26 protein-coding genes are annotated in these 21,387 nt (G+C 42.1%); 24 read left to right on the forward strand and 2 right to left on the reverse strand.

What is annotated here, in order from left to right; all coding sequences use genetic code 11:
• Nucleotides 1–48 precede the first annotated feature (48 nt).
• From PSE72_RS03395 to PSE72_RS03425, 7 genes are all read left to right on the forward strand, one after another.
• Nucleotides 49–309, forward strand: a complete 261-nt coding sequence (locus tag PSE72_RS03395; protein WP_272690887.1) for a DUF2732 family protein — start codon at nucleotides 49–51, stop codon at nucleotides 307–309.
• A complete protein-coding gene (locus tag PSE72_RS03400; protein WP_129467185.1) occupies nucleotides 302–523 on the forward strand; it encodes a TraR/DksA family transcriptional regulator in 222 nt (73 codons plus the stop codon). The genes PSE72_RS03395 and PSE72_RS03400 overlap by 8 nt, the downstream gene beginning before the upstream one ends.
• 1 nt (nucleotide 524) lies before the next feature.
• Nucleotides 525–1,343, forward strand: a complete 819-nt coding sequence (locus PSE72_RS03405; RefSeq protein ID WP_272690888.1) for a DNA adenine methylase — start codon at nucleotides 525–527, stop codon at nucleotides 1,341–1,343.
• On the forward strand, nucleotides 1,343–1,666 hold the full coding sequence (locus PSE72_RS03410; RefSeq protein ID WP_165879688.1) for a DUF5405 family protein: 324 nt from the start codon (nucleotides 1,343–1,345) through the stop codon (nucleotides 1,664–1,666). Before PSE72_RS03405 ends, PSE72_RS03410 begins: the two co-directional genes overlap by 1 nt.
• On the forward strand, nucleotides 1,659–4,082 hold the full coding sequence (locus PSE72_RS03415) for a replication endonuclease (RefSeq protein WP_272690889.1): 2,424 nt from the start codon (nucleotides 1,659–1,661) through the stop codon (nucleotides 4,080–4,082). Before PSE72_RS03410 ends, PSE72_RS03415 begins: the two co-directional genes overlap by 8 nt.
• Nucleotides 4,083–4,234: 152 nt before the next feature.
• Nucleotides 4,235–5,896 carry an AAA family ATPase gene (locus PSE72_RS03420; RefSeq protein WP_272690890.1) on the forward strand — a complete coding sequence of 554 codons (1,662 nt, stop codon included), beginning with the start codon at nucleotides 4,235–4,237 and terminating at the stop codon, nucleotides 5,894–5,896.
• Nucleotides 5,893–6,510: an HNH endonuclease gene (locus tag PSE72_RS03425; RefSeq protein WP_272690891.1), complete on the forward strand. Its 618-nt coding sequence runs from the start codon at nucleotides 5,893–5,895 to the stop codon at nucleotides 6,508–6,510. The genes PSE72_RS03420 and PSE72_RS03425 overlap by 4 nt, the downstream gene beginning before the upstream one ends.
• Before the next feature lie 778 nt (nucleotides 6,511–7,288).
• Here the strand turns inward: PSE72_RS03425 and PSE72_RS03430 are convergent.
• Both PSE72_RS03430 and PSE72_RS03435 read right to left on the reverse strand, forming a co-directional pair.
• Nucleotides 7,289–8,326 carry a phage portal protein gene (locus tag PSE72_RS03430; RefSeq protein WP_112308399.1) on the reverse strand — a complete coding sequence of 346 codons (1,038 nt, stop codon included), beginning with the start codon at nucleotides 8,324–8,326 and terminating at the stop codon, nucleotides 7,289–7,291.
• Entirely contained in the window at nucleotides 8,326–10,083 is a 1,758-nt protein-coding gene (locus PSE72_RS03435; RefSeq protein WP_217007837.1) for a terminase ATPase subunit family protein, read from the reverse strand. Before PSE72_RS03435 ends, PSE72_RS03430 begins: the two co-directional genes overlap by 1 nt.
• A 158-nt stretch (nucleotides 10,084–10,241) precedes the next feature.
• Here PSE72_RS03435 and PSE72_RS03440 point away from each other — a divergent pair, with 158 nt between their 5' ends.
• The 17 genes from PSE72_RS03440 to PSE72_RS03520 all read left to right on the forward strand — a co-directional run bounded on the left by PSE72_RS03440 (nucleotide 10,242) and on the right by PSE72_RS03520 (nucleotide 21,283).
• Nucleotides 10,242–11,069: a GPO family capsid scaffolding protein gene (locus tag PSE72_RS03440; protein WP_115168174.1), complete on the forward strand. Its 828-nt coding sequence runs from the start codon at nucleotides 10,242–10,244 to the stop codon at nucleotides 11,067–11,069.
• A gap of 12 nt (nucleotides 11,070–11,081) precedes the next feature.
• Nucleotides 11,082–12,176: a phage major capsid protein, P2 family gene (locus PSE72_RS03445; protein ID WP_272690892.1), complete on the forward strand. Its 1,095-nt coding sequence runs from the start codon at nucleotides 11,082–11,084 to the stop codon at nucleotides 12,174–12,176.
• Nucleotides 12,177–12,179: 3 nt separating this feature from the next.
• Nucleotides 12,180–12,836, forward strand: coding sequence for a phage terminase small subunit (gene gpM, locus PSE72_RS03450; RefSeq protein ID WP_238706824.1), 657 nt, complete (start codon nucleotides 12,180–12,182; stop codon nucleotides 12,834–12,836).
• An 88-nt stretch (nucleotides 12,837–12,924) separates the two neighbouring features.
• Nucleotides 12,925–13,401, forward strand: coding sequence for a head completion/stabilization protein (locus PSE72_RS03455; protein ID WP_264403062.1), 477 nt, complete (start codon nucleotides 12,925–12,927; stop codon nucleotides 13,399–13,401).
• Complete coding sequence (locus PSE72_RS03460; protein WP_272690893.1) at nucleotides 13,398–13,601, forward strand: tail protein X; 204 nt, start codon at nucleotides 13,398–13,400, stop codon at nucleotides 13,599–13,601. The genes PSE72_RS03455 and PSE72_RS03460 overlap by 4 nt, the downstream gene beginning before the upstream one ends.
• Before the next feature lie 3 nt (nucleotides 13,602–13,604).
• Nucleotides 13,605–13,910 carry a phage holin family protein gene (locus PSE72_RS03465; protein WP_036962068.1) on the forward strand — a complete coding sequence of 102 codons (306 nt, stop codon included), beginning with the start codon at nucleotides 13,605–13,607 and terminating at the stop codon, nucleotides 13,908–13,910.
• Nucleotides 13,903–14,346 carry a structural protein gene (locus PSE72_RS03470; RefSeq protein WP_264403059.1) on the forward strand — a complete coding sequence of 148 codons (444 nt, stop codon included), beginning with the start codon at nucleotides 13,903–13,905 and terminating at the stop codon, nucleotides 14,344–14,346. Before PSE72_RS03465 ends, PSE72_RS03470 begins: the two co-directional genes overlap by 8 nt.
• A gap of 33 nt (nucleotides 14,347–14,379) precedes the next feature.
• Entirely contained in the window at nucleotides 14,380–14,940 is a 561-nt protein-coding gene (locus PSE72_RS03475; protein ID WP_272690894.1) for a DUF2570 domain-containing protein, read from the forward strand.
• Nucleotides 14,924–15,352: a phage tail protein gene (locus PSE72_RS03480; protein WP_272690895.1), complete on the forward strand. Its 429-nt coding sequence runs from the start codon at nucleotides 14,924–14,926 to the stop codon at nucleotides 15,350–15,352. The genes PSE72_RS03475 and PSE72_RS03480 overlap by 17 nt, the downstream gene beginning before the upstream one ends.
• A complete protein-coding gene (locus tag PSE72_RS03485; RefSeq protein WP_272690896.1) occupies nucleotides 15,349–15,966 on the forward strand; it encodes a phage virion morphogenesis protein in 618 nt (205 codons plus the stop codon). Before PSE72_RS03480 ends, PSE72_RS03485 begins: the two co-directional genes overlap by 4 nt.
• A gap of 88 nt (nucleotides 15,967–16,054) precedes the next feature.
• Nucleotides 16,055–16,438 (forward strand): hypothetical protein, encoded by a 384-nt coding sequence (locus PSE72_RS03490; protein WP_210782818.1) that lies wholly within the window; start codon nucleotides 16,055–16,057, stop codon nucleotides 16,436–16,438.
• Nucleotides 16,439–16,441: 3 nt separating this feature from the next.
• Complete coding sequence (locus PSE72_RS03495; RefSeq protein ID WP_272690897.1) at nucleotides 16,442–17,065, forward strand: phage baseplate assembly protein V; 624 nt, start codon at nucleotides 16,442–16,444, stop codon at nucleotides 17,063–17,065.
• A complete protein-coding gene (locus PSE72_RS03500) occupies nucleotides 17,062–17,403 on the forward strand; it encodes a GPW/gp25 family protein (protein WP_036962053.1) in 342 nt (113 codons plus the stop codon). Before PSE72_RS03495 ends, PSE72_RS03500 begins: the two co-directional genes overlap by 4 nt.
• A gap of 2 nt (nucleotides 17,404–17,405) precedes the next feature.
• Nucleotides 17,406–18,317 carry a baseplate assembly protein gene (locus PSE72_RS03505; protein ID WP_272690898.1) on the forward strand — a complete coding sequence of 304 codons (912 nt, stop codon included), beginning with the start codon at nucleotides 17,406–17,408 and terminating at the stop codon, nucleotides 18,315–18,317.
• A complete protein-coding gene (locus PSE72_RS03510; RefSeq protein ID WP_272690899.1) occupies nucleotides 18,310–18,921 on the forward strand; it encodes a phage tail protein I in 612 nt (203 codons plus the stop codon). Before PSE72_RS03505 ends, PSE72_RS03510 begins: the two co-directional genes overlap by 8 nt.
• Nucleotides 18,918–20,612, forward strand: a complete 1,695-nt coding sequence (locus tag PSE72_RS03515; RefSeq protein WP_272690900.1) for a phage tail protein — start codon at nucleotides 18,918–18,920, stop codon at nucleotides 20,610–20,612. The genes PSE72_RS03510 and PSE72_RS03515 overlap by 4 nt, the downstream gene beginning before the upstream one ends.
• Entirely contained in the window at nucleotides 20,594–21,283 is a 690-nt protein-coding gene (locus PSE72_RS03520) for a tail fiber assembly protein (RefSeq protein WP_272690901.1), read from the forward strand. Before PSE72_RS03515 ends, PSE72_RS03520 begins: the two co-directional genes overlap by 19 nt.
• The last annotated feature ends 104 nt before the right edge of the window (nucleotides 21,284–21,387 follow it).

A 21,387-nucleotide genomic window follows, 5' to 3' on the forward strand; every position in this document is an offset into this window, starting at 1 on the left:
ACGTTAGCGCGTCAGGGATTCCTACATTCTAAATCTGAGGGTTGGATAATGAAAAATAAAGAGATAAAGCCAATTTTGATAGGTGTTGATACTGCAACCGGTAAGCGCGATTACTCCGCTGTCGCTATCAGTATTACAGCAATTCGCGAAGATGAACGCAAAACCATGTATGACAAATTTTCACCTCGTCTTGATGCTATCGCGTGCAAGTTAATTAACGAAAAATTAAGCGATGAACAAATTCACCAGTTATTAGTTGGTGAGTCTGAGCATTACTCAAATCTGGCTGCGGAGTTAGATCATGTCTAAAGAAATTGACCGCGCTAGCGAGCACGAAATGCTCATACGTGAGCAACAAATCAAAACCATTACTAATCGCCTAGTCAGTGTTTCCGCTTTCGAATGTGAAGATTGTGGCAAACCGATTCCAGAAGAACGCCGCATCGCATCACAGGGCTGTATTCGTTGTATTGACTGCCAAACGATTTTTGAGCTTAAAAGTAAACATTATCGGAGCGTGTGAAGTGGCGAATAAAACCATACTTAAATGGGCCGGTTCTAAAGTTCGAATTATGGACCAATTACGCCCTCATTTACCTAAAGCAAAACGGTTAATTGAGCCGTTTGCTGGTTCATGTGCTGTGATGATGAATACAGACTATGAGCAGTATTTAATTGCTGATGCTAACCCTGATTTAATTAACTTATATGAAACTCTTACTATCTTACCTGAGAGTATGTTAATAGAGGCTTTACCACTTTTTAGAAGGAATAATAGCGCTGATTATTATCTTGCTAGATCAGAGTTTAATGATAGTAAACAAGCATTATCACGGCTAAGACAAGCAAGTTTATTTCTATACTTAAACAGGCATTGCTTCAACGGGTTGTGCCGTTATAACCAACAAGGCAAGTTCAACGTCCCCTTTGGACAATACAAAGCACCGTACTTTCCTAAAAATGAAATTGATAGTTTTTGTGATAAGGCTTACCTCACTAAAACTCAAATTTTAAATCTTGAATGGCAAGATACCCTTTCATTAGTTGATTTCAGTGATGGTGTTTATTGTGATCCACCCTATATGGGCGGGCGTGATAGCTTCACGCAATATCATACCGCCGGCTTTACTGATGCAGACCACGAAGCATTAGCAATTACTCTAAAAGATATTAATGATATCCAAGGTAATCCAATCACCGTTTCTAATTCGCCAGAAGCAAAGGCGCTTTACGCTGACCTCGGTTTTACTATTCACGAAATAGAAGCACCGCGCACCATTGCTAGTAATGGAAAGCGAACGCCGGCTAAAGAAATTATTGCTGTTTTAGCGGGGGTTAATTAATGATTCTCGATCCTAAAGACGGCGTATACATCAGCGGGACAGCCTTTGCTATTCAGCGCCATGTTGATGAAGATTCAAATGCGGTTCAATGGCGACTATTGCAAATCAATAAAATGGCTCGTTGCTATGAGTTGGTTTGTTGCCATTCTGATCCGTGGATGCTGGCGATTGAATTAACTTCTTATCATGTTGGCCGCGTTAAAGGTAAAGGCATCAAATCATTAGATGTTTACCGCCAAACAGTTGATATCATTTCACGCCGTTGTGAAACGGCCATCAACGCATTACGACCTGAAACCTTGGGTGGTGCGCTAAATGTCTAAGGTATTAGATTTTACGCAGCAACCGTTAACTTATACCGCGGATATGACTTTTCCGTATCCGTGGAATAAGCCAGAAAAAAATAATTACTACAAAGCTGATATTGACGCACTTGAGAAATCCCTTACCCATGAACAACAAATTCATGCGCAAGCGATTTTAGATGAAATTGAAACTTTACCGCGTATTTTACGTTATCGTATTCAAAAGCATTATGAATACATCATTAAAGAGTCAGGCCACTATAAAGCTTATGAATTTTTACGCTCTGATTTTTATAAGCGGATATTTCCTCGTATCACCGCGGTTAATTCACGATATGAATTAAAAACGAAAGCACTATTGACACTTTCAACTCGCTTTACACCTGAAATCAGTCAATTTAACCGGTTGTTTGACCTTTATGACAAACCAATCAAAAAACTGGCAGAGCACATTTCTAATGGTTTTTTCACTCTATATGAAGCCTATTGCGACCAGCTAACCGAGCAAAACGGCGGTGATCGTGAAATTATCTATGAAGATTCAGCACAAACTCAAATTTACGGGGCATTGGCTGAATTATCTCTAAATTTACATGTCACGCCGCTTTATCATCAAAGTTATCTCAAAGTTTTAAAAAATCGAAAGCGCCGCAAAGGGAAGCAAAACCTAACCACGCACCAAGTGATCGCAGCTATTTCTCGCCTTGTAAATGCAGATTACTGGCACCGAAAGCTAAAAGCCCATAGAACACAATGGATTGAGGCAATCATGATTGCCAATATGGACGTGTGCATTAATCGCCACCCATACGCCAGCAAACAAGCTATCCGCGCGGTTCAAGCACAGCGTTTATCCAACATGCAATATTTACAAGGTATGGATATTCAAGATGTTGAAACCGGTGAGCGTTTTGATCTGTTCGATAAAGTGATGGCCAGTGTGTCAAACCCTGAAATTCGCCGCATGGAATTAATGGCGCAAATGGCAGGGATTGAGCGCGTGGCAAAAGAACGCGGTGATATCGGGATGTTTATCACTTTGACGTGCCCGTCAAAGTACCACCCGACGAAGCAACGTAAAGAGAAAAATAAAGAAACCGGAAAAGATGATTATTACGCCGTACTAAACCATAAATGGAAAGATGAAGCCTACACACCAAAAGACGGACAGCGTTATTTAGTCAAAGTGTGGTCGCGTATTCGTTCCGCTTTCAATGATAACAATATCAATATTTATGGTGTTCGTGTTGTCGAGCCGCATCATGACGGCACCCCACACTGGCATATGCTGCTTTTTGTTGATAAGGCCAGCCGAGCAAAAGCTATTGATATTATGCGTAAACGTGCCCTGAAAGAGGACGGTAACGAAGCTGGCGCACAAAAATACCGGTTTGAGTATAAGCACATGAACCGCGGCGGTGCCGTGGGTTACATCGCTAAATATATTGCTAAAAATATCGATGGGTATGCCCTTGATGGTGAGATAGACCATGAAACCGGCAAAGACCTAAAAAGCATGGCGGCAGCGGTTACCGCGTGGGCGTCAACATGGCGTATTCCGCAATTTCAATTTTATAAGCTCCCATCTAAAGGCGCATACCGTGAATGCCGCCGCTTACCTCGTGGTATTTCCATTGCTGACAAACTTGGGGATGTTGCCGAACGTGTTAGAGCTGCTGCCGACCAAGGCAAATTTGATGAATACATCATGTCACAAGGTGGTCCATGTATTCGCCGAAAAGAAGAAACAATACGAGTTGCCCGAGAAGTTAGTGACGTGAATGTTTACGGCGAAGAGGTTCAAAAAGTTGTTGGTATTTATCATCAACTCAAAGCCGATGCACCAGTACTTAAAACCCGTGAAAGAAAGTACCAAATCGTCAAGAAAAGTGCCGTTGACGTTGATTTTAATCTTTTAAAGAGCGACAGCGGAGCGACTCGGAGTCCTGTCAATAACTGTAGATCGCGGATCACATCCAATCTATCAGATGTGCAATTTTACGAGCCTGAGCATGGCTCAGGTGAAGTATGCAACATTAAGGAATACGGTTTCGCGTTTATAGAAACAGATGCGCAGAACGCGGCAGAGAGCGAAATATCACAGAAAAATCAACAAAGACAGATTTCAAGCATTGAAGTAAGTGAGGTCGATAAGGAAATTCAGTCGGAAATTATCAATTTTGCCAACGAAGTCGGCATTAAATTCGATATGCCACAAATAGAAACCATGTTCATTAACGGTTTAGGCGTGAGTGATGGACTGCATTTTATAAAAGTTGATGGGGATAGGTTGAGATTGAGTTTAAACGAGGACGGGAAAGAGCTTCAAAGGAGAGAGTTGGAGTCGCAGAGAAAGGCAATTAGTGAGAAGCATAGGCAACGGTGTGCGGATGTGTTGGGGCGAATTAATAAGTTACGGCAGGAAAGTAAATGAGTGATGGAGTGATTATTTCTTTGATCGTTTGGTGGATTGTTGCTAAGTCAACTTTTCATTAATTAGTAGGAAGCAAGTCATATTGAATCACAATAGCAACTAAGTAAAAAAAGCTTTATGCTATAAATATCATGACAAATTAGGAAAGTACAATGTTGTTGAGAAATATTACTTTTTTAGGGAAATCTATTAATCTTGCCGATGGCCAATCCCATGAAAACTCGAATGTTATAACTATACTAATGGGAAATAATGGTTCTGGAAAAAGCAGGATCTTCCAGACAATATGCTCAGCATTTATACATGTCCTCCACAATGACATGATTAGGTATAACTTGAAAGATATAATTAATCATTCAGATCTTGATGAGTTTGATAGTTTATCTTATAAGAAAGATGGTGACCTTCATTCTATCAGTCTCTTTAGAGAACCGATTTCTCAAACCTATTATTTTGATGATAATGCATCCATAACTTTCATGTCTGTATATCCATACCAACAGATTTTTAGATATAACGCACATAACATAGAAGAAAATCTTAAAGAAGATCTTATTGAAACATGGGGCTATTATTTTCTTAATGATGCTAAACGTTTTAACAAAATAATTCAATTTAAAAAAAATAGAGAAGTATGTGACACGCTTAATATTCCTAACAAAATTTTAGCAGTTACAAGCAGTCCATATGATAAGTTCCCATTTCCGGGCTCACATTTAGAACCATACACTTTATCTCCATATGTTTATTTAGGGGCGAGAGAAAAGCAACGACCAGGATACAGACGCAATTATGGTTATCTTAGTTATAAATTTGACCAATTAGGTGCATCTTTTATTAAGTTGCTTTTAAAACCCAAACAAGAATATTTCGATTTTTCAAAAATGCTTGATTTTTTAGATATATCTAGTTCTTTTACATTAAAATTATTGTTGAGTGAGAGAATCAGGGGAAGAAATTTGACCCAAGAAAATATTCTTGAGTCCGTTCGTAGTATTAATTTCTTTAAAGGTAAGGGTCATGAAATAACAAATAATGAAATTGATGAGATTAAATTATCGAAACACCTCCTAGAAGCAATAAAATATATAGGTGGTGAGGAATTGGGTAAAGATGAACATTACTTTGATCCGCTTGAGGTTTTATGTGAAATTGACTTGACTAAAGGAGGGCATGATAGGTTACGTTTAAATGCATTAGAGCTTTTATCTGAGTATGGGATAGTTGAGCTTGATGATGTCATTTTCTCTAAATCAGAATCAAAGCAAGAATTTTTACTTTCGCAAGCAAGTTCTGGAGAACTTAGCCTGCTATTTACCATGTCCTCCATTGCTGGTGAAATACAAGATGGCTCACTTATTTTAATTGATGAACCAGAAATAAGCTTGCATCCCAAATGGCAATTGGAGTTTTTATCTTTACTCACAGATGTTTTTTCTAATTACAAAGCCTGTCATTTTATAATAGCCACACACTCTCCAAATATAATTTCGTCTCTCCCAGAAAATGATGCATATATTGTCAATATTGAAACAGATGAAACAGATTTAATGCCTTCAAAATTGTACCACAATAGGTCAGCGGACTTTCAACTTGCGAAGGTATTTAACTCTCCCGGTAACAACAATGAATATCTGCTTAGTCAAGTTATTGAGGTATTAGATAATCTATGTAAATCGAAAGAATTTGATGATGAGTCGTTAACTACGGCAAAGTGGCTTTTGACTTTTGAAAATAAATTAGAGGATGATGATAAGGTAAAAACACTGTTAAATATTTTAAAAAAGACAATGGAGGCATTAAAAATAAAATGAATCCATATTTATTTAATGCAGAAGAATTGAAAATTATAACTGCATTGCAAAGCAAAAACCTATCTTCGAAAGACATGTGGGAAGATAATAGTGTAAGTGATATAAAATCACGCCTAAAAAAACACTATATCATGGAGCAAAAACAGAAGTGTGCATACTGTAAAGTGGAACTTCACACTACCCATGGAATGGTGTGGGATACTGAACATATTATTGATAAAGATTCTTTCCCTCAATGGACATTCGAGTCTCTAAACTTATGTGTTTCATGTAAGGATTGCAATCAGGCCAAATGGAATAAAAACGTAATTAAATCAAATAATTATAAAAAATTCCCTAGTAAAGATGCTAATTATTATATAGTTCATGCTCATTTTGATAATTACGTGGATCATATTGAGGCTGCTGTTCCAGGTGTAACTTATCGATATAAAACAGAAAAAGGGAAGCGTACGATAGAGATTTGTGGCCTTCTTAGGTACCATAAAATAGGCGATAGGAAGGATATAGACCCAACATTACAGGCCGTACTATCTTATGCTGCTAACATACAAACACCAGAAGCACTGCAAAATGCTCTTAACTTTCTTTTGAAGAGTGTTCAAGGAGAATAGTCGTTTTGTTGAGTAAATTTGATAGAAATTTCTTTATCAATAAGTTATGACACACTTCTAATTGGTTAACATAGCGCGATGTGAGCAATTTCGGCTTCACGTTCAAAACCAACTGTCAGATTATACAATATTCTGTCTGGAAAAACTGACGAACTAATATAGCTTAAGCCTCAATATAGTGGCTTAAGCCTAACTTTCACTATTTCATTTCTATATTTTTCATTTTTTAAATGAATACTCAAATATTAAAATTTCTAATTACTGCTGTCATTCCCTCTTGCCCCTCCTATTTTTATAATAGATTTTTAATTTACTCGTATAATTTCAAATTATATTTGTGTCAAATTCGCAATTCCTCGCCCAAATCCGCATGAACAAAAAAGATCGTTACCCACGCGAAGTACCACCACTGGCGCGGTTCTGACGATCTCATGCAGGTGCATGAAAACCGACCTATTTAGTGGGCAGGCGTGGCGGGGCTACGATTGCGCGGCGAGGTGTTTATTGTTAAATATCCGTCCGCAAAATCTCCGAGCCGTCACAGCGTTAAAATCAAATTTATATAACTAGATAGCAATTATTTTTGCACGCTTTGTGGTGGCGTGTGGTGCGTTTAAATCGCTATTTGATGGAGGCAATTTATTGCGCATTCGTCTTGGTGAGCTAGGTTTGGTATAATACAGTGGGGTCTTATTATTATTTAGGGCGTCGAGATCACCTACTTGCAGGCAGAAAAATACCGCCTCAGTGGGCGGTATCATTGAATTAACTAGTAATATTATTCGTCGTCTAAGTCCAGCGAGTACTTATCAAACTTTATAATCTCCCCACCAAACCAATCATTCAATTGCATCATCTTACTTTGTAACGGCATCAACTCATTGCGCACAAATACTTTTGCCGCTTTCTCAACATCACCAAAGCCGCCCACATTTTCAGGAATGATCCCCATGATTTGTGGTGGCACGCGGTGTGCCGCTAACATATCGTCACGACTTACATTTTTAATATTAAGGAATTCATCTTTTGCGGCAGCTTCGGAAAGCGGAATAGTTTGGATGCCGTCTTTCTTTCCCCCTGGTGCGTACAAAAATAAATTGCGAAAATTCCCTGGTCCTTTACTGCTTTTGAGTGCTTCACGAATTTTATCAACATCATCGGTTTTTTGTGCTGCATCACTGATATACAAGATATAACCGGCATGCGAGCCATTGAGATAATATTTACGGCGAAATAGTGTTGCCGATTCATTGAGCAGTACGGAGGGGATCGCCGCAAGATATTCCGGCAAGCCGTATAACTCTTGGTTAATATCCGGCTCAATCAAGTGAAACACTTTACCCGTTTGAAATTCATACGGTTTAATATCGTAGCCATATTGCACAAACCAGTAAGTTTCTAAGTCAACACCGCGGCGGGTAAACTTAGCCGGCGAATGTTTAAAATTCAGCGACTGCCCCAGACGGTTATTTCGTTCTTCAAGATACCCATTACCAAACAGTAAAAAATCTAATGCCCAACTATCAAACGTCTGACGACTTAAATATTTATTAGGAATAAAGGTACTGGTGAGAATATTACGTTTTACATAAATTGCGCTGCTATGGTGTGGGGCTGCGCGGAACGTGCGCGCAAGGCCATTAAAACTAATTGGCGGCTCATAGTAATTATCAATTTGCACACATTCCAAATAATCAAAAATTTCACGCTTATCAAGTACGGGGATTGGATCACCGAAAGTGAATGCTTCCATTGATGCGCTGTCGGTTTTTTGCGCCAGTGTTTGTGATTGGCGTTTTTTATTTTTACGGCTCATTAAAAGACCTCGACGATATTATGTTGATTGTGATTTTCACCGGTGATCGGTTCGTTATAAAGGGCGTGCATGGTTGCCCATGCTAAATCTGCGTGGCTGGCTTCTTCGCTGCGGTCAGCTTCATAAGTTGGGCGGTTACCACTGGCGGTAGTGGCACGGCGAATGGCCATAAAAGATTGCGTGATATCATTACTACCCGCGTCATATTCCAACCGGTCATGGCTAATCACGTCATAAGCTTTAAGCACCAATGCATTTTTTAAGGCAGGGTTATAGACAAATTCTTTTGCAGCAGGGAAAAATTCCCGCACATTTTGCAGGACACCATGGCCAATACCTGTGGAATCAATCCCGATATATTGCACGTTGTAACGCTCGGTGAGTTCTTTTATCGCGTCCGATTGCGCGCGAAAATCCATGCCACGCCATTGATGATGCTCAAGTATGCGAAACTTACCGCCTTTGTGTAGCGGTGGCGCAATAATCACACAACCCGCACTATCTCCGTTTTGAGTACCTTTCGCGGGGTCATAACCAATCCAAACAGGGTGATAAGCATAGGGGCGTATCATTAACGGCTGAACGTCGTCCCATATTTCCCAACTGTCCACCATGCATTTTTGCATTAACTGCAAATTAAAGATGGATGCAATATCATCGACAAACTCACACATCAGCAAGTTTTCGAATTCATCAGGGCTATATTCTAAATAGAGTTGATCAATATCGAATAAATTACACCCGCCCCGCATGGCATCTTCAATCGTGACAATTTGCCGCCACTGACCATCCCCACACATCATGCCATTCACTAACGCTTGATGGCTGATATCGACCTCAACGTGATCGGCCTTACGACGACCACGATTAAAGAGCTTTCCAGACCAGAACGGATACGCGCTGTGTGTTAATGCGGATGGGGTCGAAAAGTAGGTTTGACGCCATTTTTTGTGCATGGCCATACCGGAGGCGACTTTGCGTAATTCTTGGAATTTGGGTATCCAGAAATACTCATCAAGATACAAATTACCGTGGTAACTCTGCGCGGTACGGGCATTGGTGCCCAGAAAATACAGTGTTGCGCCATTAGGCAAAACTATCGGATCACCTTTTAAGTCAACATCAACCTCTCGCGCCATATCAATAATGTAGCCTTTGAATACGTGCGCTTGGGCTTTACTCGCCGATAAAAATATTTGGTTTCGACCGGTAATGAGTGCATCCATAAAGGCTTCACGAGCGAAAAAGTAAGTTGCCCCGATTTGGCGTGATTTTAAGATGTTGCGAATTCGGTGCTTATGGCCGGCGCCGTACCATGCTTTCTGGTACTCAAACATATTTTCACGAAAGATTTCTTCCAGCTTTTCAATCTGCTCTTCGCTAAATAAATTCTTCTCAGGGGCGCGGCGTTCACCTTTATTGCGATTGGCCAGTTTCGGGTTCAAATCAACCTCATTGCCACCATTTTGATACTTGTGAATTTTGGCGTGTCGTTCGACCTGCCGGTAAAGCAAGTCAATTTCTTTAAAATCTTTACCCTCTTTATTTTCTTTACTCAATAGCGTACAAAGTCGCATCTCCAGCGTCATTTCCACGCGATCAATGGGGGTGATTTCATCCCACTTATCGCGGCGTTTCCAACTGTGAATTGTCGCGGCCTTTTCCTTGAGAGCCTCGGCAATACGCGCAATGCGATACCCACTAAAGTACATGTGCATGGCGCGTTTTCTTGGGTCAAAATCGTGTAATGTTTTCATGTCGCCAGATTACTGGCTCAGACGACCAATCGCCCCGAGCTGCCGTTGTGCCATTTCCCACACAATGGCAAAGCATTGTTTCTTAGCCCCCATCCCTGAAAACATAGGCTCATCAATTTTTTATCTACGCATTAAATTTAATTGCCGGAGCCTGAGCAATGACAAAAAAATCTAAACCGGTGCGCCTTTGTGTTGAGGGAGCCACAACCGATGGGCGTAAAGTGCAGCGCCAATGGTTGACGGAAATCGCCAAAAATTACGATAAAAATGTTTATGGTGCCCGCATCAATATGGAGCATTGGAATTATTCTTTTATGCCGCGCTTCGGTGATGTTGAGTCGGTCTATACCGAGGAAATCAGCGAGGGAGCATTAGCAGGAAAGCTAGCACTATATGGCGTGTTAACACCAACACCTGAGTTGGTCGAAATGAATAAAAAACGCCAGAAAGTTTATACGTCTGTTGAAATCAATCCAAATTTCTCTGATATGAACGGTGCTTATTTGGTGGGCTTAGCCGTCACGGATAACCCTGCCAGCCTTGGCACGAGCATGTTGGAATTTAGCGCGGGTGCAGATAAAACCGCCACTTTCTCAGAACGCAAGCAAGATAAAGATAACGTCTTTACGGCGGCGGAAGAAACGGTAATTGAATTTACCGAAGAAGAAAACAAACCAGAAAAACCCAGCTTGAAAGATCGCATCATGGCGAAATTCAGTCGCGAACGTCAGCGCAATGATGTTGAACTCAATGACATTCACCAAGCGGTAGAGCTTTGCGCGGAAGAGCAAACCGAAACTGCACAAAAACTGACTCAGCTTGAAACACAAGTTAAAGCGTTATCGGGGATCAAGAAAGAAAATGAAACCCTGCGCAGTGAGCTGGACCAACTCAAAAAAGATTTGAGCCAGCAAGATAATCAGCAACACCGCCCCACGTCTTTTGGTGGCAATACAACCAACACTGAAAACCTGACTGATTGCTAAACGGGAAAAACAATGAGAAAAGAAACAAAAGTTAAATTTAACGGTTACATGACCCGTCTAGGTGAGATTTACGGTGTTCAGCCACACGAATTCACAGATTCAAAAGTGGAAATTGAGCCTTCGGCAGCCCAAAAACTGGAAAGCAAAATTCAGTTAAGCGCCGTCTTTCTGACCAAAATTAATATTGTGCCTGTCAAAGACCAAGTGGGCGAAAAAATCGGCCTCGGCATTGGTTCAACGGTTGCCGGCACGACGGACACCACCAAACAAGACCGTGAACCCACTGACCCGACTCAATTAGCCAAACAAGGCTATCACTGCCGTCAAACGAATTTCGATACCGCTATTCGTTATGAAAAACTGGACATGTGGGCGATGTTTGAAGATTTTCAGCGCCGTATCCGCGATGCCATTATTCAGCGTCAAGCCCTTGACCGTATCATGATTGGCTTTAACGGGACACATCGTGCTGCAACCTCAAACCGCGAAGTCAATAAACTCCTGCAAGACGTGAATATCGGTTGGTTACATAAAATTCGCCTTGAAGCCCCTGAACATGTTTTAGGTTCTTCAACGGATAAAGACACCAACAAAATCACACCTGAGCCAATCAAAGTGGGTAAAGGTGAAGAGTATGAAAACCTTGATGCACTGGTTATGCAAGCCGTTGACCACGCGATTTCAGAAGTGTACGCCGACGATACCGATTTAGTCGTTATCTGTGGCCGCTCACTTTTAGCCGATAAATATTTCCCAATCGTCAATCGTGATCAAGCCAATACCGAGGCGTTAGCTGCGGATGTGATTATCAGCCAAAAACGCCTCGGTGGATTGCCGGCGGTACGTGTTCCTTATTTCCCGAAAAATGGAATGCTTATCACACGTTTAGATAATTTATCTATCTACTGGCAAATCGAATCACGCCGCCGTCAAGTGGTGGACAATGCCAAACGTGACCGTATCGAAAACTACGAATCAGTGAATGAAGATTACATTGTTGAAGATTACGACTGTGTGGCGTTGATTGAAAACATTGAGCTAACGTCTGGAAAACCGGCGGAGCCTACTGAGCCGGACGAAGTAAAAGACGCGCCAACCGGAGAATAAGCTGTGAATCCGTGGGAACGAAAACGCATGCAGGTTGAAGCCAAGAACGTCAGCGCCTACGGCGTTCTTGCTGACCCCTCGGCAGCAACACAAGTCAAATTGATGTTGCGCCAACACATGCGTGATTTAGGTAAAACCCAATCATTTGAACGCAAAGCCGCGTACAAACGTAAAGCCTTACCGCTATACGAAACGTGGATCACGGAAACATTAAAAGGCAATTCAGGCGTTCAAGATGATGTTTTGATGTACCTCATGTTGTGGAGTTTTGACGCGGGTTTGTACGCGCAAGGGCTAGATATTGCGGAGTATGCATTAAAACACAAGCTCGCCATGCCGTCAGGCCAATCCCGCACAACCGGTTGTGCTATTGCCGAAGAAATGGGAGATAGAGCCAAAGAAGCCTATACCGCAAAAAATCCCATTCCATTGGATATCTTGCAGCGCACCATGACATTAATTGAGCATGAAGATATGCCCGACAAAGTCCGCGCCGAGCTACATAAATGGCTCGGTTACAGCTTGCGCGATAATGATTTTCCGCAACCGGCTTTATGTGAATTAATGCGTGCCCTTGAGCTCAATGAGCGCAGTGGGGTTAAGCAGGATATTAAGAATATTGAAAAGTTTTTGTCAGCAAAAAACAGAGCTGATGAATAAAGAACGTGCCAACGCGCAAGGCGGCGCGAGATAAGAAATTTATTTTTCGGACTCTCGCCCACCGCCTACCTATTTTTAAGGTGACCTTATGGATTTTGTTTCACCCGAACCCGCTAACGAAAAAGACGAAACGATCACCAGTGGTGATTTTTGGCCTGCGATTAATACCCGCGCATTTCGGGAATCAATGCGAGTTGACGGTACGGTCACCCAAAGTCGATTAATTGAAGCCTTAAAAAACGCCATCATCGAAACCAACCGTGAATTATCCCGCTTTCAACAGCAAGAAATCCACTTGGGCTATACAACATTAGGCGCGGTTCCGGCCAGCAAAATTACGCATGGGGAAATTGACGTATCGGAATTAGTGATCCTTTATCGCCGTGCCGTATTCAGCGCGGCAAAAGCAAACTTAATCGAACGTTACCGCGATATTGATACAACCCCAAACGGCAGCAAAAAAGCCGATGCCTTAGAGACGAATATTGATGATTTACAGCGTGATGCTATCTGGGCAATTCAGCGCATCAAGGGTACGACACACAATATTGTTGAATTGATATGAAAACCAGAACGATAAAAGGTGACACCGTAGACGGGATATGTTGGCGATTTTACGGCAGAACGACAGGCATGACCGAGGCTGTTTTGTTAGCGAATCCCAATCTTGCCGAACAAGGCGCGGTGCTACCTACGGGGCTATTGATTGAGTTACCTGAAATTACCGAAGAGCCGGTACAGCCACTTATACAGCTATGGGATTGATACATGTTTGATAAAGATCCGAACAGTTTCGGTATTGCACAGTGGTTATTAATGCTCTTCATTTCAATGTGGGGAGGTGTTGTGAGATACATCATTGACGTTAAAACGAATAATGCCCCGTGGAGCTGGTTTGCGGCTTTTATGCAAATGGTCGTTTCCGGCTTTGTCGGGTTGTTAGGCGGATTGCTTTGTATTGAGGGCAATCAAAGTATTTACATCACCCTATTCACCACCGGTGTATTTGGTGCGATGGGAAGTATCGGACTTTCCTATTTATGGTCACGCTTTACTGGAGGAAAACATGTCTAACGTACCACGCGGCATACGCAACAATAATCCGGGCAATATTGATTATAACCCGAGAAACCCATGGCGAGGGGAGCTGGCCTTTGACCCTAGCATTGAGCCCCGTCATAGCCGCTTTGAGAAACCTGAATACGGTATTCGCGCATTATTCAAGCTTTTGCGAACCTATTCAACCTATGCAGGAAAACAAGGGGTTGGTTGCGGCAAAATTGATACGGTGGAAGAAATTATTGAACGTTGGGCGCCGGCAAAAGACCGTAATAATACAGAGGGTTATATTAATCGTGTCTGTAAAGAAACGGGCTTTGGTCGTCATGATTGCCTTGATGTTTATGACAAAGAAACGGCATTCAAAATCGCTAAAGCGATAGTTCATGTTGAAAACGGTCAGCAGCCATACAGTGATGAGCAGTTTGAAAAAGCGTGGGCGATGTTGTGATGTTTAAACCCAATAATGCGAGACGAAAAGCTTATGTTTAATATGAAAAAGTGGGTAATCGCTTTCGCATTATTCCTTGTTGCCGGTGTCATATTCGCCGGCTGGCAAGGTCTCAAAAAAATAGATCGGCTTAATGAACGAGTCGGCATACTCACGGCAGAAAACCAACAACTTTCGTTAGACGTTGATAAAAAATCCGCGCTGATCTCTGAGCAATCATTAAGTTTTCACCGTGCAAATCAAATCGCGGGTGATGCCTATCGTCGCGGTATTATTCAACGCGCCGCCGCCGAGGAAAGAAAAATTGAATATAAAACCATTCTTAAAAACGAGCCAACGTGTGATTTACCTGTGCCTAAGTATCTTGCTGATCGGGTGCTCGACAACGCCTACCGTATCCGTGCAAACGCAATGCGTTCCCATTCCGAAAACACTAACACAGCAAGTACCACCACCTCTACCGGACGGGTTCTAACTTATTGCGATTTGGCTTTGATGGTTGACCCTTTACTTGCAGCCTTAGAAACGGTCAATATTCAGCTAGGTGCAATTGAGCAATTTGATGAGGAACGGAACCGTGAAAAAACTCATTAACTTACGGGAATATTTAGACCGCAAAATTCCATTTCTCAAAGATAATCCTGAAAATTTATACTTGTTTGTTGAAAACGGGCGGATTATTTCTACGTTAGAAGAAACGCCCAGTTTTGAATATGAATACACCGCTAATATTATTATTGAGCGCTATAGTGGTGACCAAAATGTCTTAATTGCGGTAGTCAATGATTGGCTAAGAAAAAATCAATCCGATATTTCAACGAACCCCGCAAAGCGGCAACAAGATTTTAGATTTGAGGCGGTGATTTTAGATAACCAAACCGCCCACATCAGTATTGATTTAAATCTCACCGAGCGTGTATTAGCGATTGATAAAGACGGTAAATATGTGATTGAGGCTACCCCTGAGCCGGATAACCCGTTTAATGAATGGCCAACGACACGATGAATGATGATACTTTGCGTCAACTTGACAGTGAATTAACGCATTTATTAAATCGCATGTCGCAAGGCCAGCGCCGGCAGCTCGCCAAAGAAATCACTCGCGATTTACGCCGTTCTCAAATTAAGCGCATTTCACAACAAAAAAATCCGGATGGCAGCCCATACACCAAACGCAAAGCGAATTTCATCACGGTACAACGTGAAATCCAATTTATGTGGCATGGCCAAAAACGTACCTTACGGAACTGGCGCGGTAATAGCAAAACAATCACAGGCCAAGATGCGAATAAAAAAGCGCAGCGCTCATTTCGTAAATCAGATATTCAGCGCTATATCAGTATCAAAAAAGATAAAATCAGTACAGAGCGCAAAACCAAGCAAACCCGCATGTTTAAAAAACTGGCCACCGCCCGTTTTTTACGCGCCTATAATAGCGACAAAGAAGCCGCTATTTATTTTTTACCTTCAGCCGCAAACATCGCCGGTGTGCATCAGTTCGGTTTAACAGAGCGTATTCGAAATACAAAAATTACATATCCCTCACGCCAGTTGTTAGGGATCACTCCGCAAGAAATCAGGCATATTGAAAGCCAAATTATTGATTTTCTCTCACGATAATTTGTATCACAGACTGCACAAAAGGCGGTAGCTGCAATCCCCCCGTCATTAATGGCACGCTTAAGAAAATTATTTTTTTGAGGTTGCCATGCGCAAATACATTCCGCTAATTCCTGCTCTCTTTATCATTATTTACTCATTGGTTGTTTTTTTTGATATGGGTGTAGGTAACTATATTTCTGTGGTGATCATTAACACCTGCATTTCACTTCACGGCTTTAAATTATTTTTCACTCTCGTACCTTTTTTATCTAATAAAGATTATGAATACACCTTTGAAGGTAATGAAAAACTCCTCATTCCGCTTGATGAATGGGTTTATCGAATGGCGATGTTATTGACAGTGATCGGTGTGATTATCCTATACATAACAAGCCAATGGGTTATCGTCCCGTTCTTTGTATTTTGGTGTTTTTGGCAGGGGTTGGCTCGCGGTGTGATTTTGTCAGCAGTCAAGGCAGCGAGTCAATAAACCATGTCTGCCGAAATTCGCCGCCTTATCAATAATCTTATCCGCGTGGGTGTTGTGATTGCCGTTGATGCCCAAAAAGGCTGTCGCGTACAAATTGGAAACCTAGAAACCGACTGGCTAAATTGGATCACCTTACGTGCTGGTAGTACTCGCACCATGAATGCACCTAGCGTGGGTGAGCAAGTTCTTATCCTTGCGTTAGGCGGCGAACTTACCACGGCATTTGTGCTAACCGGTATCTTTTCCAATGAACATGCCGAGCCGACCAGTTCACTCACAGCAGACCACCGCACTTATTCAGACGGGGCAATCATTGAATATGAACCCGCCACTGGTGCATTAATCGCAACAGGGATTAAAACGGCCACGATTGACGCTAGCGAACAAATTAATGCCACAACAAATGTAGTTATCGTCAATGCAAGTAAACAAATTAACCTTACCACTCCAACGGTGATTTGCTCACAAAACCTCACCTGTGCCACGCTCAATGTCACCGAGGGCGGTGAAATGACGGGTAATTTTACACACACCGGCGGCGCGATTAAATCCAATGGTATTACGTTGCATGATCATACTCATGGCGGTGTACGTAGCGGCGGAGAATCCACAGGAAAACCCCAATGAGATATTGCGGTATGAGTCGAGAAAATGGAAAGTGCCTTTCCGATATTGAGCATATACGCCAATCCGTGCGCGATATCTTGATCACGCCTATTGGCTCACGCATCGCACGGCGAAATTATGGTTCGCTATTATCAGAACTTATCGACCAGCCACAAAATCCCGCGCTGAAATTGCAGTTAATGTCAGCGTGCTACACCGCATTGTTGAAATGGGAGCCACGCATTTTATTAACTCGCATTAGCCTAAATAGCACCGAGGCTGCGCAGATGATTGTGGATATTGAAGCCACAAACCAAGACACCAATCAGTCACTTAATTTTTCGGTCAATGTGAGGTAACGATGGCAGCCAGTATTGATTTAAGTTTATTACCGGCACCGGATGTGGTCGAAACGTTAGATTATGAGGTGCTCTTTGCCGAACGCAAAGCCGCACTAATTGGTGCGATGCCAGCAGAACAACGGGAAGCCATCACCCGCACCTTAGAATTGGAATCTGAGCCGTTAACCAAATTATTGCAAGAGAGCTGCTACCGTGAATTGATTTTACGTCAGCGCGTTAATGAAGCGGCTCGCGCAAGTATGGTGGCCTTTGCCACCGGTGCCGACCTTGACCAACTCGCGGCCAATAACAACGTGAAACGCCTGATGTTATCAGCCGGTGATGAAAACGCTATCCCACCGATTGCACCGGTGTATGAGTCAGATTCTAATTTACGCATGCGTATACCGGCCGCTTTCGAAGCGTTAAGCGTAGCTGGCCCGATTGGCAGTTATGAATATCACGCTCGCAGCGCTGATGGTCGGGTTTCTGACGCTTCTGTGATTAGCCCATTACCGGCTCACGTCACGGTTACTGTTTTATCCCGCGAGGGGAACGGCAGCGCACCGGCTGATTTAATTGAGAAAGTCGATATTGCGTTAAACGATGAGGACGTTAGGCCGGTTGCTGATCGTGTGACAGTGCAATCGGCAACCATCGTTAACTATGAAATTGACGCGGTGATTTACTGTTATCCCTCACCTGAATACGAACCGATTATGGCAGCGGCTGAGGAGCAAATTAAACGCTATGCGACACAGCAACACCGCTTAGGCCGTGACATTGTGCTCAGTGCGATATATGCCGCATTGCACGTTCAAGGCGTTCAACGTGTCGAACTGAAAAAGCCCACAGCAGATATTAAGTTGGATAAGACACAAGCGAGCTTCTGCACACAAACTCACGTGGCATTAGGGGGCTCAGATGAATAATCGTTTATTGCCCGTGGGTTCATCCCCGTTAGAGCTCGCCGCAGCTGAATCACTGGCACAGATTGAACGTGTCCCTATTCCTATTCGCATTCTATGGAACCCTGATTTATGCCCTGTGTATTTGCTGCCGTATTTGGCGTGGGCGTTCAGTGTTGACCGATGGGATAAAGACTGGGCGGAAAGCGCTAAACGAAACGCTATCAAGGCCGCCATGTTTATTCATCAGCACAAAGGCACGATTGGTGCATTGCGCCGTGTGGTTGAACCGTTGGGTTATTTAATCCGTGTGATTGAGTGGTGGAAAACCAACGAAACCGCCGGCACGTTTCGCCTTGATATCGGGGTTCTTGAAACGGGTATCACCGAGGAAATGTATCAAGAGTTAGAAGCGTTAATTTTTGATGCCAAGCCGGCAAGCCGTCACCTTGTCGGGCTCACTATTCAACTAGAAACCCGCGGTGAATTTTATTGTGCGGCATCCAGTTACACCGGTGACTCATTGACTGTTTACGCGTATACACCGCCTTTAATTTCTGTTTCTGGCCTTGATGTTCAAGGCGCGGCTATTCACTTAATTGATGAAATGAGGATTAATCCACAATGAAATACTTTGCCTTACTCACAAAATTAGGTGAGAACTTATTAGCCCAAGCGACAGCGCTAGGGACAAAACTTGAATTAACACATATGGCGGTGGGCGATGGTGGCGGGAGTTTGCCAACACCAGATACCAATCAAACTAAATTAATTGCTGAAAAACGCAGAGCCGCCATTAACACATTGTTTATTGATGATAAAAATAAAAATCAAATCATTGCTGAACAAATTATTCCTGAACAGGATGGCGGTTGGTGGATACGTGAGATTGGCTTATTTGATAAAGCCGGTAATTTAATTGCAGTAGCGAATTGCCCCGAAACGTACAAGCCACAATTAGCGGAGGGCTCAGGACGTACGCAATCTATTCGAATGGTATTGATTGTCAGCCACACTGAATCCGTCACATTAAAAATTGATCCGTCGGTGGTACTCGCAACTCGTGAGTATGTGAATACTGAAATTACCGTTATTGATAAAAAAATTGATGCACTATCAGCACAAACCAAACTGGATTTAAATAAAAAATTAGATAAGGCGAACATTTCAGGACAGAAAGGCAACGATAACGACAAAGTGCCTAGCCTGGGTCTCTTCACCACCGAAGTTGGTAAATTACAACCCTCCGGCAATTATTTAAAAGTCGGTGACGGTGGCTGGATGAAAGATATTGGGGTTAGTTTAAATAACACGGCTAAATTATCAAATTATCGAATTAACTCAATAGGCTATGCTTACGCATCAATTTCAACTGACACATTCAAAGGCACGAATAATCTTATTTTTAATTTATTTGGGTATTTAAATAATAAATACGGTGCTCAGATAGCTGTTATCCCCAACACTTCGGGGGATATCGGGTTTCGTGTTATCTCCAATGACGTTGTTGGTGAGTGGATGGAACTGGCCAAAAAAAGCTACGTTGATAATGCCGTTAGCGGGCTTATTTCAGAAATAACGTTTAAAGCGGAACTTAATAAAAAGTTCAACATAAGTGATATCACACAAACATCAGGAACATCAACAACGAAAGTTCCTAGCCAAAATGCAGTAACTATTTGGATGAGTGATAGATATACAAAAGCTCAAATAGATTCATTGCTCAATAATAAAATGAATACTGGTGCAGGTGGTTGGATGGCTAACCGTGGAGTAGCTTTAACCTCCAGCAGTAAACTAGCAGATTACCGTTTAAACTCAATTGGCTATGCATGGAATACCGTATCGAGTGACTTATTTCTCGGTGCTAATAATTTGTTCTTAAATTTATTTGGTTATACAGATTCAACTTATGGTGCTCAATTAGCGGTTATTCCGTCAGTGGGAAATGAGCGCATTGGTTTTAGAGTAATACAAAGTAACAACGTAGGGGGATGGATTGAGTTTGCAACAAAGAACTATGTTGACAGCATCACGTTAGGTAAAGGCCAGAAGTATTATTCGGATACAAAATCCGCGGGAACAACGTATACGAACACGTCAAGCTCTGCAATTTATGTTTGTGTCAATATTAATCAAAGTAGCATTGGTCAACAAGGTGTCATTCACGGCACGGTTGATGGGATGCTGATTACCCGTCAATCGTGTTATGGGCAGAATACTTTCGCATCTGTTTCTTTCATCGTTCCATCTGGTAGCACTTACTCAGTTTCGATGGCTGGGGATGTGAGGATTTCTGAATGGAGAGAATTAAAATGATTTATTACAAAAATAACAACAATGATGTTTATGCTTATCTAAAGAGTGATTTAGCGCAAGTAGGACGCATCACAGATTTAGAGCACTTATTAAGTGATAAAGAACCTTCTTATATTGCTGCCAGCAATAATCTAACCCAAGCGGTTACAGCGCTTGAACAGGCACAGGCATCATTTAATGACGCAATGACAAAAGTAGATTTAGAAGAAAATGGCGAAAGTCATAGTGAGCAACATAGTAAAGAAATCGAAAAACTCGTATCTCTTGTTGCACAAAAAGAAAATGAGCATGAAGAGGCACTTAATTCATTTAATAATGAAAAAGCGGTTTACCAACCGCTTAAAGATGAATATGACGAAATCTTGCCTGTCTTTTTTGATATTCGTGAAAGCTTAAAAGTCATGAAGAAAATGACACCAAAAGAAGTGGACGCTCATTTAAACCCTCCGATATCAAAAGAGCAATTAATCGCAGAAGCGGAACAGCAAAAGCAATCACTTTTAGCAGAGGCCAATAATGCAATTGCACCGCTCCAATATGCAGAAAATTTAGGTATTGCAACGGATGAAGAATCCGCATCATTAGTTGATTGGCAAAAATACAGCGTTTATCTCAATCGAATCGATACTTCATTAGCCCCTGATATTGATTGGCCTGAGAAACCCAAATAACATTAATCTATTCTTAGCCCCAACCAATGGGGCTTTGTTTCATCCTCCACACAATTGCCATTCCGTGCATTTACGTTAACCCCAACCCAAAATTGAGCTATTGC

Origin of the sequence: Providencia sp. PROV116 (genome assembly GCF_028482485.1) — a bacterium.
Taxonomy (GTDB): Bacteria; Pseudomonadota; Gammaproteobacteria; order Enterobacterales; family Enterobacteriaceae; genus Providencia; species Providencia rettgeri.

Excerpts from the sequence above, each read along its gene's own strand:
- PSE72_RS03395 (WP_272690887.1), top strand. The coding sequence starts at position 49 with ATGAAAAATAAAGAGATAAAGCCAATTTTGATAGGTGTTGATACTGCA.
- PSE72_RS03400 (WP_129467185.1), top strand. The coding sequence starts at position 302 with ATGTCTAAAGAAATTGACCGCGCTAGCGAGCACGAAATGCTCATACGT.
- PSE72_RS03410 (WP_165879688.1), top strand. The coding sequence starts at position 1,343 with ATGATTCTCGATCCTAAAGACGGCGTATACATCAGCGGGACAGCCTTT.
- PSE72_RS03415 (WP_272690889.1), top strand. The coding sequence starts at position 1,659 with ATGTCTAAGGTATTAGATTTTACGCAGCAACCGTTAACTTATACCGCG.
- PSE72_RS03420 (WP_272690890.1), top strand. The coding sequence starts at position 4,235 with ATGTTGTTGAGAAATATTACTTTTTTAGGGAAATCTATTAATCTTGCC.
- PSE72_RS03425 (WP_272690891.1), top strand. The coding sequence starts at position 5,893 with ATGAATCCATATTTATTTAATGCAGAAGAATTGAAAATTATAACTGCA.
- PSE72_RS03430 (WP_112308399.1), bottom strand. The coding sequence starts at position 8,326 with ATGAGCCGTAAAAATAAAAAACGCCAATCACAAACACTGGCGCAAAAA.
- PSE72_RS03435 (WP_217007837.1), bottom strand. The coding sequence starts at position 10,083 with ATGAAAACATTACACGATTTTGACCCAAGAAAACGCGCCATGCACATG.
- PSE72_RS03440 (WP_115168174.1), top strand. The coding sequence starts at position 10,242 with ATGACAAAAAAATCTAAACCGGTGCGCCTTTGTGTTGAGGGAGCCACA.
- PSE72_RS03445 (WP_272690892.1), top strand. The coding sequence starts at position 11,082 with ATGAGAAAAGAAACAAAAGTTAAATTTAACGGTTACATGACCCGTCTA.
- PSE72_RS03455 (WP_264403062.1), top strand. The coding sequence starts at position 12,925 with ATGGATTTTGTTTCACCCGAACCCGCTAACGAAAAAGACGAAACGATC.
- PSE72_RS03460 (WP_272690893.1), top strand. The coding sequence starts at position 13,398 with ATGAAAACCAGAACGATAAAAGGTGACACCGTAGACGGGATATGTTGG.
- PSE72_RS03465 (WP_036962068.1), top strand. The coding sequence starts at position 13,605 with ATGTTTGATAAAGATCCGAACAGTTTCGGTATTGCACAGTGGTTATTA.
- PSE72_RS03470 (WP_264403059.1), top strand. The coding sequence starts at position 13,903 with ATGTCTAACGTACCACGCGGCATACGCAACAATAATCCGGGCAATATT.
- PSE72_RS03475 (WP_272690894.1), top strand. The coding sequence starts at position 14,380 with ATGTTTAATATGAAAAAGTGGGTAATCGCTTTCGCATTATTCCTTGTT.
- PSE72_RS03485 (WP_272690896.1), top strand. The coding sequence starts at position 15,349 with ATGAATGATGATACTTTGCGTCAACTTGACAGTGAATTAACGCATTTA.
- PSE72_RS03490 (WP_210782818.1), top strand. The coding sequence starts at position 16,055 with ATGCGCAAATACATTCCGCTAATTCCTGCTCTCTTTATCATTATTTAC.
- PSE72_RS03495 (WP_272690897.1), top strand. The coding sequence starts at position 16,442 with ATGTCTGCCGAAATTCGCCGCCTTATCAATAATCTTATCCGCGTGGGT.
- PSE72_RS03500 (WP_036962053.1), top strand. The coding sequence starts at position 17,062 with ATGAGATATTGCGGTATGAGTCGAGAAAATGGAAAGTGCCTTTCCGAT.
- PSE72_RS03505 (WP_272690898.1), top strand. The coding sequence starts at position 17,406 with ATGGCAGCCAGTATTGATTTAAGTTTATTACCGGCACCGGATGTGGTC.
- PSE72_RS03510 (WP_272690899.1), top strand. The coding sequence starts at position 18,310 with ATGAATAATCGTTTATTGCCCGTGGGTTCATCCCCGTTAGAGCTCGCC.
- PSE72_RS03515 (WP_272690900.1), top strand. The coding sequence starts at position 18,918 with ATGAAATACTTTGCCTTACTCACAAAATTAGGTGAGAACTTATTAGCC.
- PSE72_RS03520 (WP_272690901.1), top strand. The coding sequence starts at position 20,594 with ATGGAGAGAATTAAAATGATTTATTACAAAAATAACAACAATGATGTT.